Source organism: Alterinioella sp., assembly GCF_058343375.1.
In genome coordinates this window covers 23,896-38,472 of the sequence record NZ_JBTUJH010000086.1, presented here as the reverse complement: position 1 = coordinate 38,472, position 14,577 = coordinate 23,896, and the positions used below count along the sequence as shown (strand labels likewise).

9 protein-coding genes are annotated in these 14,577 nt (G+C 60.4%); 2 read left to right on the top strand and 7 right to left on the bottom strand.

All coding sequences use genetic code 11. From position 1 onward, the window contains the following. Positions 1-2 precede the first annotated feature (2 nt). The 4 genes from rpsL to ACW8PS_RS12145 form a co-directional block, all read right to left on the bottom strand. Positions 3-374 (bottom strand): 30S ribosomal protein S12, encoded by a 372-nt coding sequence (gene rpsL / locus ACW8PS_RS12160; RefSeq protein ID WP_491527711.1) that lies wholly within the window; start codon positions 372-374, stop codon positions 3-5. 263 nt (positions 375-637) lie between these two features. Beyond that, on the bottom strand, positions 638-1,477 hold the full coding sequence (locus tag ACW8PS_RS12155; protein ID WP_491527710.1) for a glycosyltransferase: 840 nt from the start codon (positions 1,475-1,477) through the stop codon (positions 638-640). Next, entirely contained in the window at positions 1,470-2,348 is an 879-nt protein-coding gene (locus ACW8PS_RS12150; protein ID WP_491527709.1) for a DMT family transporter, read from the bottom strand. Before ACW8PS_RS12150 ends, ACW8PS_RS12155 begins: the two co-directional genes overlap by 8 nt. Further along, positions 2,345-3,199: a glycosyltransferase gene (locus ACW8PS_RS12145; RefSeq protein ID WP_491527708.1), complete on the bottom strand. Its 855-nt coding sequence runs from the start codon at positions 3,197-3,199 to the stop codon at positions 2,345-2,347. The genes ACW8PS_RS12150 and ACW8PS_RS12145 overlap by 4 nt, the downstream gene beginning before the upstream one ends. Before the next feature lie 404 nt (positions 3,200-3,603). Between ACW8PS_RS12145 and ACW8PS_RS12140 the strand changes: the two genes are divergently transcribed. Next, positions 3,604-3,939, top strand: coding sequence for an SHOCT domain-containing protein (locus ACW8PS_RS12140; protein ID WP_491527707.1), 336 nt, complete (start codon positions 3,604-3,606; stop codon positions 3,937-3,939). Positions 3,940-4,099: 160 nt separating this feature from the next. On the opposite strand, the gene ACW8PS_RS12135 is transcribed toward ACW8PS_RS12140, so the two are convergent. Then, on the bottom strand, positions 4,100-5,059 hold the full coding sequence (locus tag ACW8PS_RS12135; RefSeq protein WP_491527706.1) for a LysR family transcriptional regulator: 960 nt from the start codon (positions 5,057-5,059) through the stop codon (positions 4,100-4,102). A 202-nt stretch (positions 5,060-5,261) separates the two neighbouring features. Here ACW8PS_RS12135 and ACW8PS_RS12130 point away from each other — a divergent pair, with 202 nt between their 5' ends. Beyond that, on the top strand, positions 5,262-5,897 hold the full coding sequence (locus ACW8PS_RS12130; RefSeq protein ID WP_491527705.1) for a sulfotransferase family protein: 636 nt from the start codon (positions 5,262-5,264) through the stop codon (positions 5,895-5,897). Positions 5,898-6,007: 110 nt separating this feature from the next. On the opposite strand, the gene rpoC is transcribed toward ACW8PS_RS12130, so the two are convergent. Both rpoC and rpoB read right to left on the bottom strand, forming a co-directional pair. After that, positions 6,008-10,237 (bottom strand): DNA-directed RNA polymerase subunit beta', encoded by a 4,230-nt coding sequence (gene rpoC / locus ACW8PS_RS12125; protein WP_491527704.1) that lies wholly within the window; start codon positions 10,235-10,237, stop codon positions 6,008-6,010. 91 nt (positions 10,238-10,328) lie between these two features. Beyond that, positions 10,329-14,462, bottom strand: a complete 4,134-nt coding sequence (gene rpoB, locus ACW8PS_RS12120; protein ID WP_491527703.1) for a DNA-directed RNA polymerase subunit beta — start codon at positions 14,460-14,462, stop codon at positions 10,329-10,331. Between the last annotated feature and the right edge of the window lie 115 nt (positions 14,463-14,577).

The following is a 14,577-nucleotide window of genomic DNA, read 5'->3' as shown; positions in this document are numbered from 1 at the left end:
TCTTATTTGGGGCGCTTGGCGCCGTATTTCGAACGACGCTGACGGCGGTCTTTCACGCCCTGCGTATCGAGAACACCGCGAATAATGTGGTAGCGGACACCGGGAAGGTCTTTCACCCGGCCGCCGCGGATCAGGACAACCGAGTGTTCCTGAAGGTTGTGGCTTTCACCACCGATATAGCTGATCACCTCAAACCCGTTGGTCAGACGCACCTTGGCCACTTTCCGCATCGCCGAGTTCGGCTTTTTCGGAGTCGTGGTATAGACGCGGGTGCAGACACCACGTTTCTGAGGGCAAGATTCCAAGTGCTGCGACTTGGACCGTTTTACTTTGGGCTGCCGCGGTTTGCGGATCAGCTGTTGAATCGTTGGCATTCGGTTCCCCGTCTCGCTCGTTCATGTCATCTGACGCCAACGCACACGCGAAAACGCCAATACCGCATGTGCCCTTTCCCTACCTGGAGGACACAGCGGTGGAAGTTTCAGAGGATCGAGGCACTATTTGCCCGGATCATGACCACTCAAATCTGTTTGTATGGCCCCAAAAGCGATGAACGCATGAGGGGTCAAGTGGCGCGGGATATAGGGGGAATCGGATGGGGTGTCAACAGCCGCACCGGGGCCATCTGGCCGCCGCATCACAGGCGGTGCGATAATGCCGCCCAGCCGGCCCGAAACGCGGCGATATCGACACCAAAGCGGCGCGCCAGCAGGTCGGGGCAATCCTCGGGGTCCAACCGAAACGTGCCGGTGCCGGCCAGGCCCACGGGGCTGTCATTGGTGGCATGCACACCGCGCAGAAACATCAGCTGGCCGGTATGCGAAACCAGCGGCATCCGCTGCCAGACCTTCTGATGCGGGAAATCCATCACACAGGCCGCATCACCGGGCTTCAGGAACACCGTCAGCGCCGCCGCCCAACAATGGCTGATCACCGGGGTCAGTGCAATCTCGGCCCCGTCAGCGCTCACCACCACGCCCTTGCCCTGATCCAGCGCAACCCGGCCCTTTTGCCGAAATAACGGGCGGATCTGCGGTGCCGCCCGGTGGATCATCTGAACATAGTTCACCGCCACCGCGTCATCGTCGTCCAGCCGGAACTCGGCCACCATATCGGCCGCCGGATCGCGCGCCGCGCGCAGGATCTCACGATAGACCAACCGGTGCGGCCCGGTGGCGCGAAATAGCGGCCGGATCTGTGGCACATCGGCGATCATCGCCAGCAGCCGGGCCCTATAGGGTTGCGGCAGATCATCGCCCATCAGCAACAGCAGCGTGAAATCATCCCGCGTCTGCGCCCTGAGCCCGGGCAAGGCGATATGTTCGAACCAGAACAGACGGGTTTCCATCCGCGCCGGATCATATAGCGCCGCCCGCCGCTCGGCCATCGTGGCATGGCGGGTCTGAAACCCCTCCAGTTCGGCCGGATAGGAAAACCGGCACAGGCCCAGCACCTGCAATCTGGGATCGCTATCCATTGGCCGCCCTCACCCTGCTTTCGCGATAGATCGTGAATATCCCGGTTGCCACCACAACGCCCGCCCCCGCCAGCGTCAGGACATCCGGCCAGTCACCGAACAGATACCAGCCCAATGCCAGCGCCCAGATCAACATGGTATAGCGAAACGGCGCCACAAAGCTGACCTCGCCCACCCGCATCACCATGATCGACAACAGATAGCCCGCGATGATGAACACCGCCGCCAACGCCACCAGCACCGCCCCGCGTGACGAGACTGCCGCCCAGTCCTGCGGGATCATCATCACCCCGCCAAAACCGGCAACCGAGACCGCCGTGATCACCGCAACCGCCAGCGACGGCACCGCGTCCGACAGCTGCCGGGTAAAGATGTCCCGCGCGGTGAACAGCGCCACCGCCAGCAAGACCAGCAGCGAATAGGAATTGAACCCCGCCGTCCCCGGCTGCACGATCAGCAAGACGCCGATCATGCCGACCAAAATCGCAATCAGACGTTTCCAGCCCACAGGTTCGCCCAGAAAAACCGCCGCCGCCAGCGATACCGTCAACGGCAATGACATCAGAAAGGCGCTGATATTGGCCAGCGGCATATGCAACAGCGCGGTCAGGAAACTGACCATCCCCCCCAGTTCGGCCAGCGTGCGCCCGACCACAAGCCAACGGTCGCCGCGCGGAATGCGCATGCTCCGCAATCCCATCGCATAGGCCAGCCCGACGATCAGAACACTGGTCAGCACGCCGCGCAAAAAGATGATCTGAAACAGCGGCATCTCAGGTGCCAGAAGTTTCACGCAGGCATCGTTGAAGGTGAATGCCGCCATGCTGCCCATCATATAGACCGCGCCGCGCAGATTTGGCGATAGCGTCATTCGGCCCCGTCCGCGCCACCGAACTTGCGCCACATCAGCGGCATCACCACGTCAGGGTCCAGCCCGAACCGATTGCGCAAGATCGCCCTGGCCCTGGGTTTTTCAATGACCACCGCGCCTGGCGGGATCGACCGGTCGCTGTCATTATGCTGATGCAGGGTGCGCAGGAACATCAGGTCGGTCGGGTCGGTCCACATCCTTGTATAGGCCCCCACCCGGCGATGGTTCCAGCGAAACATGTTGGATTGGTCATCGGGTTTGGTGATCATGGCGCTGGCCAGACCCAGAGGCCCGATTTCGCGGAAATCGTGAAACGGGGTCTCCTTGTCGTTCATGTCCCAGTAGATGCCGCGATGAAACGCCACCACGACCGGGTGATCGGCATCGGCCCATCCGGCCGCGATCATGTGATCGGCGGCGGCGCGGGTTTTCTCGATGTAATCCACCGCCACCGCATCATCATCATCAATCCGGAACCCGGTCATGAAATCGGCGCCGTCGCTCAGCCCGCGGCGATAGGCCCGCCTTGTCGAATTGAGCGGCCCGTGCGGCTCGAATGCGCAGATCCGCAGAAACGGGTATTGATCGGCCAAGCCCTTCAGCCGGGTGCGAAACCGCATCGGCATCGAGGTGCCGATCAGAACCACAAGCTTGAAATCGAGGTCGCTCTGCGCCGCCAGCGACGGCAGGCAGAGCTTCTCGAAAAACGCAAACCGCCGGTTCATGCGTTGCTGGTCGTAAAGCTCCTCCATCAGCGCCTCGATCCCCAGTTTCGAGGCCTCGAACCCGCCCTCGCCGAGATAGGAAAACCGGCACAGGCCGACGATCTGATTGTTGAAGGGGGGGGGCATGGCTCTGCTCTCTTGCGATTTTTCTTTGCCGCGATGCTAAGCGAAATGGCCGGATGAGGGAATCCCAAAGGTGGAATGGATCCGGGACAGGATTCAGCCAACCAGAAAACTGCCCTTGCGGTTTGATCCCGAATGTTCAGCGCGCCGGTTGACATGGAACAAGGCGCGCCCGAATGCGGCGCACTGCCCTGGCCGCGACAAGAATGCGGCAATTGAATTTCCCCTGCGCCAGCAACATCATACAAAACCATACAAAACGCCCGGCAGCCGGATCTGGAAGGCGTCGCGCACGCCCCTTATGTGAAGCATGTCGCGGCGGTTCGTCAGACAGAGTCAACCGCCCCTCGTGCCCGGGCCGCCATGGCCCGAAAATGTCTCGGACTTTACAGATCAAGGAGCAGATCATGAAACCCTTCCTCCTTTCAACCATCGCCCTGCCCGCCCTTTCAGTGGCAGCCTGGGCGCAAACCGATATCCGGCCCCTCTACGGGTATGAACCGCATATGTGGAGCAGTGGCGGGTGGATGTTCCTGGGGCCGCTGATGATGATCCTTTTCCTCGCCGGTATCGTCGCTCTGATCGTCCTGGCAGTGCGCTGGATCGGGGCGGCCCCCGGTCAGGGCACGGGGGCAGCGCCCCTGCCCGGCAAGGCCCCTCTCGATATTCTCAGGGACCGCTTTGCACGCGGTGAGATTGAGCGCGACGAGTTCGAGGAACGCAAACGCGCGCTTGGCGAATAGCCCGGTCTGGCCGCGTCGGGACATATTCCGGGGATGGCCAGACGCTCAGGGGCGGGATCCCTTGGTTCCGCCCCACCCCAAACCAACAGCCCCCCGCCCGTGTTCACCGGCGGGGGCTTTTTTTCAGATCAGTTGGGTAATCCGCGCCATGGGTCAGCCCCTATTGACCCCCGGCAAGGGCGAGAACCCGCTCCACCCGGGCGTTGGCCTCGTGATGAACCTCGCAATAGGCATCCAACACGATACCCCTGATCCATTTAGAAGCCGGATCATTTGCCAATCGCGACGACCAGAAAAAGCGGGTTCGAAATGGCGGCAGCGATATCGGGGGGATCCGCGGTTGCAGATCGTAGGTTTCCATGTCCCAGGCCATCAGAACCCGGGGAAACGTGCCAATGAGATCGCTGCGCGCCAGCAACGGCCCCAGGCTGGAAAATTCCGAAATCATAGCGCCAACATGCCGCTCCGGCGGCCGGGCACCGGTATGATTTTCCAGGGGGCTGGGCGAGTCATTGGCAATACTCACCTGCACATGGCCGTAGCTTGACCAGGCTTCAGCCCCCCAATCAGACAGCGCCGGATGGCCCGCGCGCATGAAACTCGTCCATTGAAAACTCGGAACCTCGATCTCGTCCAACCCGTCCGGCAGCCGGGTTTCGCCGCCCAGATGGGCGATATCGACCAACCCTTCAGCGGTGGCGGCATAGACCTGGCGCGGTGCCGAGAGCCATTCCAGCTTGACCCCGGGGGCGGCGCGATGAACCCGGTTCATGACCTCGGACAAAAACCGCCCCGAAATCGGGCAGGCTACGCGAAAAACCCGGTCGCTGGTGGCGGGATCAAACGGCTCTGGCAGGGCAAGGATACGCTTGATGGCGCGCAGGATCGGGCGCACATCTTCGATCAGGGTCATGGCAAAGGGGCTTGGCTGCATGCGCCCGCCAACCTTGACCATCAGCGGATCGCCCACCTGCTCGCGCAGCCGCGCCAGCGCATGGCTGACGGCCGAGGGCGTCTTTCCCAGTTTCCCGGCCGCAGCCGCGACGCTGCCTTCCACCATCAGGGCCTCGAAAACCACCAGCAGATTCAGGTCGATCCGGTGTAGCTGAATTTCCTTCATGACCGCTGAAAACCTTTCGTTTGCAGGCTGTGGCGGGTTGGCGCAATCTGGCCCCACATCACAACCTAAGGCACTTCTCGGAATAGCTGGGGCATGATGTATCACCTAACGCGGTGAAATCCAGGATTTCAGGCAGCGTTCAGGGATGCAGGTTTTTCCGAAAGTGCACCAACATTCATTCAGCAGAAAAGGACCCGTTCCGATGGGATTGAAAATCATTGGCTCCGGCTTTGGCCGGACAGGCACGATGTCAACAAAAATGGCGCTCGAGGAATTGGGCTTTGGCCCCTGCCATCACATGGTCGAGGTGATGGGACACCCGGCCCAGCCCGCCTTTTGGGCCGATCTTGCCAAGGGTGTGGACCTGGATTGGGCAGAGGTCTTTGCCGATTATACCAGCCAGGTCGATTTTCCCGGTGCCGCGGTCTGGCACCAGCTTGCCATCGCCTTTCCCGATGCCAGGGTGATCCATACCGAACGCCCCGAGGATGACTGGTGGGCCAGCTATTCAACCACAATCGGCAAGTTCTTTGCCCATCGTGAAAGCCTGCCCCTGCCGCCACCGATCGCGGCCATATTCGAAACGATGGACAAGCTTCTTGTGAAAGATGTGTTCGGCGGGCTGGACCGGGACACCTCGATCGCCGCCTATCGGCGCAACAATGAAAAAGTCCGCGCCACCATCCCGGCCGACCGGCTGCTGATCTTCACGCCGTCGGATGGCTGGGATCCGCTGTGCCGTTTCCTTGGTGTGGCCGCCCCCGGCACGGAGTTCCCGCGCAGCAATGCCCGCGATGAGTTTTGGGCGCATTTCGGGGGCGAGCCTGCGGTGGCCTGACGGTTCATCTTTCTGACCGGGTCATCACCTGCTGCCGGTTTATCCGGCGCAAATGAAAAACCCCCGCCAGTTTTCACCGGCGGGGGTTTTCTTGTCAGATGGCGCAGAGGTTATTCATCCTCGGATACCGGCTTCTTGAAGAGACCCTCCTCGGCCGGATCGGGCTCGGGTGCGGCCAATGCGGCGGCAGCTTCGGCCTGGGCGCGGGCTTCCTCGATCACCTTCAGATCGCGTTCCTGCGCAATCTTGCGAACCTGCTGCGTCGCGCCACCGGTGCCGGCCGGAATGAGACGCCCGACGATGACGTTTTCCTTCAGGCCGACCAGCTTGTCACGCTTGCCCTGCACCGATGCCTCGGTCAGCACGCGGGTGGTTTCCTGGAACGATGCCGCCGAGATGAACGACCGGGTTTGCAGGCTGGCCTTGGTGATCCCCAGAAGGATCGGCTCGCCCGTGGCCGGACGTCCGCCTTTGGCAATCGCCTTCTCATTGGCTTCGTCAAACTCGGCCTTATCGACGTTCTCGCCCTTCAGCAGCGTGGTTTCTCCTGAATCCTGGATCTCCCATTTTTGCAGCATCTGGCGCACGATCACCTCGATATGCTTGTCGTTGATCTTCACGCCCTGCAGACGGTAGACATCCTGCACCTCGTCGATCAGGTAATTGGCCAGCGCTTCGATCCCCAGGATCCGCAGAATGTCATGCGGGGCCGGGTTGCCATCCATGATATAGTCGCCCTTCTGGACGAAATCACCCTCGGCCACGGGGATGTGCTTGCCCTTGGGCACCATGTATTCCACCGGCTCCTGCGCTTCGTCGGCCGGAACAATCGCGATGCGGCGCTTGTTCTTGAAGTCGCGGCCAAACTTCACATAACCATCCTTTTCGGCGATGATTGCGTGATCTTTCGGACGACGGGCTTCAAACAGTTCCGCCACACGCGGCAGACCACCGGTGATATCCTTGGTCTTGGCCCCCTCACGCGGGATCCGCGCGATAACCTCACCGGCCGGCACCTGCTGGCCGTCCTCGACCGACAGGATCGCGTCAACCGACATGGCGTAGATCACCGGATTGCCCAGATCGTTGCGCATCGGTTCGCCATCTTCGCCGATGATCATGACCTCTGGTTTCAGCTCGTTGCCTTTCGGGGCCGATCGCCAGTCCGACACGATCTTTTGCGTCATGCCGGTCGCATCATCGGTATCGTCCCGCACCGAAATGCCGCTGATCAGATCCACGAACTTCACCGTGCCTGGCTTTTCGGCGATGATCGGCAGGGTATAGGGGTCCCATTCATAAAGACGATCGCCAAGTGCGACAGATGCGCCCTCAGCAACATGGACCTTGGAGCCATAGCTGAGCTTGAAGCTGGCGCGTTCCTCGCCCTGGTCATCGACAATGACCAATTGCATGTTGCGCCCCATGACAACCTGTTCTCCGGCCTCATTGGCCAGAAGGCTGGCATTGCGGAACTCGATCTTGCCTTCCTGCCCCGCTTCCTGGAACGATTGCTGACCACCCTGGGCCACCCCACCGATGTGGAAGGTCCGCATTGTCAGCTGCGTGCCGGGTTCACCGATGGATTGCGCCGCGATGATACCCACCGCTTCGCCCGTATTCACGCGCGTGCCGCGCGCGAGGTCCCGGCCATAGCAGGTGGCACAAACGCCTTCCTCGGACTCGCAGGTCAGCGGCGACCGGATCCGCATCTGCGCAACACCGGCCTTGTCAACCGCTTCGGCCTTGCGTTCGTCGATCAGCTCACCCTCAGTCAGCAGAACCTCATCAGTGCCGGGAACCAGCACATCTTCGGCTGCCGTCCGGCCCAGAATGCGTTCGGCCAGCGATGACACGACCTCACCATCACGGGTTGCCGCTTCGGTGGTGATGGATCGCGAGGTGCCGCAATCGACCAGACGCACGATGCAATCCTGCGCCACGTCAACCAGACGCCGGGTCAGATAGCCCGAATTCGCGGTTTTCAACGCCGTGTCCGACAGGCCTTTGCGCGCCCCGTGGGTGGAGTTGAAATATTCCAGAACGGTCAGACCTTCCTTGAAGTTCGAGATGATCGGCGTTTCGATGATCTCGCCCGAAGGTTTGGCCATCAACCCGCGCATACCGCCCAACTGCTTCATCTGCGTGACCGAGCCACGAGCCTTGGAATCGGCCATCATATAGACCGAGTTCGGCTCCTGCTCGACGCCGCTTTCGTCGAATTTTTTGGACGAGATCGTTTCCATCATGGCGGCGGTGACCTGATCGTTACATTTCGACCAGGCATCAATGACCTTGTTGTATTTCTCGCCCTGGGTAATCAACCCGTCCATATATTGCCGCTCAAAGCCTTTGACCTGCTCGCGCACGCCATCGACAATTTCCCATTTGGTGTCGGGAATGACCATGTCATCCTTGCCAAACGAGATCCCGGCCTTGCAGGCCTCGCGGAAACCCAGCCCCATGATCTTGTCGCAGAAAATGACGCTCTCCTTCTGGCCGCAATAGCGGTAGACGGTGTCGATCACTTCCTGAACCTGGCCCTTTTTCATCAGCCGGTTGACCAGGTCGAACGGTGCCTTGGCATTCAGTGGCAAAAGCTCGCCCAGTTTCAGGCGGCCCGGTGTGGTCTCAAAGCGTTTGCTGATCTCGTTGCCTTCGTCATCAATCTGGGCAATGCGGGCCTGGATCTTGGCGTGCAGATGCACTTCACCGGCATTCAGCGCGTGGCTCACCTCGTCGATATCGGAAAACGCCATGCCCTCGCCCTTCATGCCCTTGCGCTCAAGCGTCAGGTAATAAAGGCCCAGAACCATATCCTGCGACGGCACGATAATGGGGGCGCCGTTGGCGGGCGACAAAACGTTGTTCGTCGACATCATCAAAACGCGGGCTTCCAGCTGTGCCTCAAGGCTCAGCGGCACATGCACGGCCATCTGGTCGCCGTCGAAATCGGCGTTGAAGGCGGAACAGACCAGCGGGTGCAGCTGGATGGCCTTGCCCTCAATCAGCACCGGCTCGAACGCCTGAATGCCAAGCCGGTGCAGCGTCGGTGCCCGGTTCAGCATCACCGGATGTTCGCGGATCACCTCATCGAGAATGTCCCACACTTCGGGGCGCTCTTTTTCGACCAGCTTCTTGGCCTGTTTCACGGTGCTGGACAGGCCCTTGGCCTCCAGCCGCGAATAGATGAAGGGTTTGAACAGCTCCAGCGCCATCTTTTTCGGCAACCCGCATTGATGCAGCCGCAATTCGGGACCCGTCACAATGACGGACCGGCCCGAGAAATCGACCCGCTTGCCCAACAGGTTCTGCCGGAACCGGCCCTGCTTGCCTTTCAGCATATCGGAAAGCGATTTCAGCGGCCGCTTGTTGGCCCCGGTGATGACGCGACCGCGACGGCCATTGTCAAACAGCGCATCGACAGATTCCTGCAACATCCGCTTTTCGTTGCGGATGATGATGTCGGGCGCGCGCAACTCGATCAGCCGCTTCAGGCGGTTGTTGCGGTTGATCACCCGGCGATAGAGATCGTTCAGGTCCGATGTCGCAAAGCGACCGCCATCCAGCGGCACCAGCGGGCGCAGTTCCGGCGGAATGACCGGGATCACGGTCAGGATCATCCATTCCGGGCGGTTGCCCGATTCCAGGAAGCTCTCGACGATTTTCAGCCGCTTGATGATTTTCTTGGGCTTCAGCTCACCGGTGGCAACTTTCAGGTCTTCGCGCAGCGTCGCGGCTTCCTGTTCCAGATCGATGGCCTGCAGCATCTCACGGATGGCTTCGGCACCGATATTGGCCTGGAACGCGTCCATGCCATAGGCATCCTGGGCGTCCATGAACTCTTCTTCGTTCATCAACTGGCCATAGGTCAGGTCGGTCAGGCCGGGCTCAATGACGACGTAGTTCTCGAAATAGAGGATCCGCTCCAGATCGCGCAGGGTCATGTCCAGCATCAACCCGATCCGCGAGGGCAGCGATTTCAGGAACCAGATATGGGCCACCGGTGCGGCCAGCTCGATATGGCCCATGCGTTCGCGGCGGACCTTTTGCAGCGTAACCTCGACACCGCATTTCTCGCAGACGACGCCGCGATATTTCATCCGCTTGTATTTGCCGCACAGGCATTCGTAATCCTTGACCGGGCCAAAGATGCGGGCACAAAAGAGGCCATCACGCTCAGGCTTGAACGTGCGGTAGTTGATGGTCTCGGGCTTCTTGATCTCGCCGTAAGACCAGCTGAGGATCCGCTCGGGGCTGGCCAGAGAGATCTTGATTTCGTCGAACACTTTCTGGGGGGCCAGCGGGTTGAACGGGTTGTTGGTGATTTCCTGGTTCATGTCTTGACCTTTCTCAGGCTGTGCGTCGGTGAAGAGGGGGGAAGGCGCGTCAACGCGCCTTCGAAAAGCGCCTTCAAAGGCGCTTTTTCCGTCACTCTTCCTCCTCCGCATCCAGGAGTTCCATGTTGAGGCCGAGGCCCCGCACTTCCTTGACGAGAACGTTGAACGATTCCGGCACGCCGGCCTCGAAATTATCCTCACCCTTGACGATCGACTCGTAAACCTTGGTCCGGCCCGCCACGTCATCGGATTTCACCGTCAGCATCTCTTGCAGCGTGTAAGCCGCGCCATATGCCTCCAGCGCCCAGACCTCCATTTCCCCGAAACGCTGGCCGCCGAACTGGGCTTTGCCACCCAGAGGCTGCTGCGTGACAAGGCTGTAAGGCCCGGTAGAGCGCGCGTGGATCTTGTCATCGACCAGGTGATGCAGTTTCAGCAGGTATTTCACACCCACCGTCACCTGACGGGAAAACTGTTCACCGGTGCGGCCATCAAACAGGTCCGACTGGCCCGAGGTGTCAAACCCGGCCCGGGTCAGGGCATCATTGATATCGGCCTCCTTGGCACCGTCAAACACCGGCGTGGCAATCGGAACGCCTTTGGTGACATTGCCGGCCACTTCGACCAGACGATCCTCGTCCATATCGACCATGATTTCGTCATAGACGCCGCCATAGGCGATCTTCATGGCGTCGCGCACCGGGGTCATGTCGCCCGACCGGCGGTATTCGCCAAGCGCCTCGTCGATTTTCAGCCCCATGCCGCGCGCGGCCCAGCCCATATGGGTTTCCAGGATCTGACCGACATTCATCCGGCTGGGAACACCAAGCGGGTTCAGCACGAAATCAACCGGGGTGCCATCGGCGAGGAACGGCATGTCCTCCATCGGCACGACCTTGGAAATCACGCCCTTGTTGCCGTGACGCCCGGCCATCTTGTCACCCGGCTGCAGCTTGCGCTTCACCGCGATGAACACCTTGACCATCTTCATCACACCCGGCGGCAGATCATCGCCCCGGCGCACTTTCTCGACCTTGTCCTCGAACCGGTGATCAAGCGCGCGTTTCTGGATGTCGAACTGTTCGTTCAACGCCTCGACCTGGGCGGCGTCCTGTTCGTCGCCCAGCGCCAGCTGCCACCACTGGCCACGGCTCAGTGTCTCCAGCAATTCTTCGGTGATCTCCGAATTCGACTTGACGCCCTTTGGCCCCTTCACGGCGGATTTGCCAAGGATCATGCCCTTCAGGCGGGCATAGATGTTGCGTTCCAGAATATGCAGCTCGTCGTCGCGGTCACGGCTCAGACGCTCCACTTCCTCACGCTCGATCTGAAGCGCACGCTCGTCTTTCTCCACACCATGGCGGTTAAAGACGCGCACCTCGACCACGGTGCCGAAATCACCCGGCTTGACCCGCAATGACGTATCGCGCACGTCGCTGGCTTTTTCGCCAAAGATGGCGCGCAGCAGTTTTTCCTCCGGCGTCATCGGGCTTTCGCCCTTGGGGGTGATCTTGCCGACCATGATATCGCCCGGCTCGACCTCCGCGCCGATATAGACGATGCCGGCCTCATCGAGGTTGCGCAGCGCTTCCTCACCGACATTGGGGATGTCGCGGGTGATCTCTTCCGGTCCCAGCTTGGTATCGCGGGCGGCGACCTCGAATTCCTCGATATGGATCGAGGTAAAGACGTCATCGCGGGCAATGCGCTCGGAGATCAGGATCGAGTCCTCATAGTTGTAGCCATTCCACGGCATGAACGCGACGATGATGTTCTTGCCAAGCGCCAGTTCCCCCATATCGGTGGAGGGGCCATCGGCAATCACTTCATCCTTGCTGACCTTGTCACCCACCTTCACCAGCGGACGCTGGTTGATGCAGGTGTTCTGGTTGGAACGCTGGAATTTGCGCAGGCGGTAGATATCGACACCGGCATCGCCCAGCTCCAGATCCTCAGTGGCGCGCACGACGATCCGCTGTGCATCGACCTGGTCGATCACACCGCCGCGTTTGGCCATGATGGCCGCGCCCGAATCCTTGGCCACGACAGCCTCGATCCCGGTGCCCACAAACGGCGCATCCGCCTGCAACAAAGGCACTGCCTGACGCTGCATGTTCGACCCCATCAGAGCGCGGTTGGCGTCGTCGTTTTCCAGAAACGGAATCAGCGAGGCGGCAACCGAAACCAGCTGCTTGGGGCTGACATCGATCAGGTCCACATTGTCACGCGGGCTCATCGTATATTCGCCCGAGCGGCGGGTGTTCACCAGTTCGTTGATGAACCTGCCATTCTCGTCCAGCGTTGCGTTGGCCTGCGCCACGGTATGGCGCATTTCCTCGGTCGCCGACATATACTGAACTTCGTCGGTCACCTGGGCGTCAACGACCCTGCGATACGGCGTCTCGATGAAGCCGTATTTATTCACCCGCGCATAGGTGGCAAGGCTGTTGATCAGGCCAATGTTCGGCCCTTCCGGCGTCTCAATGGGACACATCCGGCCATAATGGGTCGGGTGCACGTCGCGCACTTCGAACCCGGCCCGTTCACGGGTCAGACCGCCCGGCCCAAGCGCCGACAGGCGGCGTTTATGGGTCACTTCAGACAGCGGGTTGGTCTGGTCCATGAATTGGCTAAGCTGGCTGGAGCCAAAGAATTCGCGCACTGCCGCCGCCGCCGGTTTGGCGTTGATCAGATCCTGCGGCATCACCGTGTCGATCTCGACGGATGACATGCGTTCCTTGATGGCGCGTTCCATGCGCAACAGGCCGACGCGATACTGATTTTCCATCAGCTCGCCGACCGAACGCACCCGGCGGTTGCCGAGATGGTCGATATCGTCGATATCGCCCTTGCCATCGCGCAGCATGACCAGCGCCTTGATACAGGCGACAATGTCTTCCTTGCGCAGCGTGCGGATCGTATCTTCGGCATCCAGCGCCAGACGCATGTTCATCTTGACCCGGCCGACGGCGCTGAGGTCATAGCGCTCGCTGTCAAAGAACAGCTGATCAAACAGGCCCGAAGCCGCATCCACGGTGGGCGGCTCGCCCGGGCGCATGACCCGGTAGATATCCATCAGCGCGGTATCGCGGCCCAGATTCTTGTCGACGGCCATGGTGTTGCGCATGTAGGGGCCGACATTGATATTGTCGATGTCCAGAACCGGGATCTCGGTATAGCCCGCATCCAGCAGCTCCTTCAGCGTGCCGCCGGTCACTTCGCCTTCCTTGTCCAGCTCCCAGGTCAGCTCATCGCCGGCCTCGACATAGATCGCGCCGGTTTCCTCGTTGATGATGTCCTTGGCAACATAGCGGCCGATGATCTGGTCGAACGGCAACAGCAGCTCGGTCACGGTCCCTTCGTCGATCAGTTTCTTGACCGCGCGCGGGGTGATCTTCTTCGCTGCCTCGGCAATCACTTCGCCGGTGGCGGCGTCAACAAGATCATAGGTCGGGCGGGTGCCGCGCACGCGTTCGGGAAAGAACTTGGTGGCCCAGCCCTGGTTTTTCTCAAGCCGGAAGGTCACGGTGTCATAATAGGCATCCATGATGCCTTCCTGATCCATACCCATGGCATAAAGCAGCGTGGTGACAGGCAGTTTGCGGCGCCGGTCGATGCGCGCGAATACGATGTCCTTGGCGTCAAACTCGAAATCCAGCCACGAGCCGCGATAGGGGATGATGCGGCAGGCAAACAGCAGTTTGCCCGAGCTGTGCGTCTTGCCCTTGTCATGGTCAAAGAACACGCCGGGGCTGCGGTGCATCTGGGAAACGATGACGCGCTCGGTGCCGTTCACGACAAAGGTGCCGTTGGGCGTCATCAGGGGCATGTCGCCCATGAACACGTCCTGTTCCTTGATATCCTTGACCGATTTGGCACCGGTATCCTCGTCGATATCAAACACGATCAGGCGCAGGGTCACCTTCAGCGGCGCGGCATAGGTCATGTCGCGCTGCTGGCATTCCTCAACATCGTATTTCGGCTGCTCCAGCTCATACTTGACGAATTCAAGCACGGCGGTCTCGTTGAAATCCTTGATCGGGAACACCGATTGAAAGACACCTTTGATGCCGTCGCCATCGGTCGGGGTTTCCTGATCACCGGATTTCAGGAACAGATCATACGAGGATTTCTGAACCTCGATCAGGTTCGGCATCTCCAATACTTCGTCGATCTTGCCATAGAATTTGCGGATACGTTTCTGGCCTGCGTAGGTCTGAGCCATGCTCTCAAACACCTTTCCGTTTCGTTTGTATTGCACACACCGTCGGGGCACCGGCGCGGCCGCACATTGAAACCAGCGGGTTCGGACCAATTCGTGCCCACCGTCCCACCGGCAG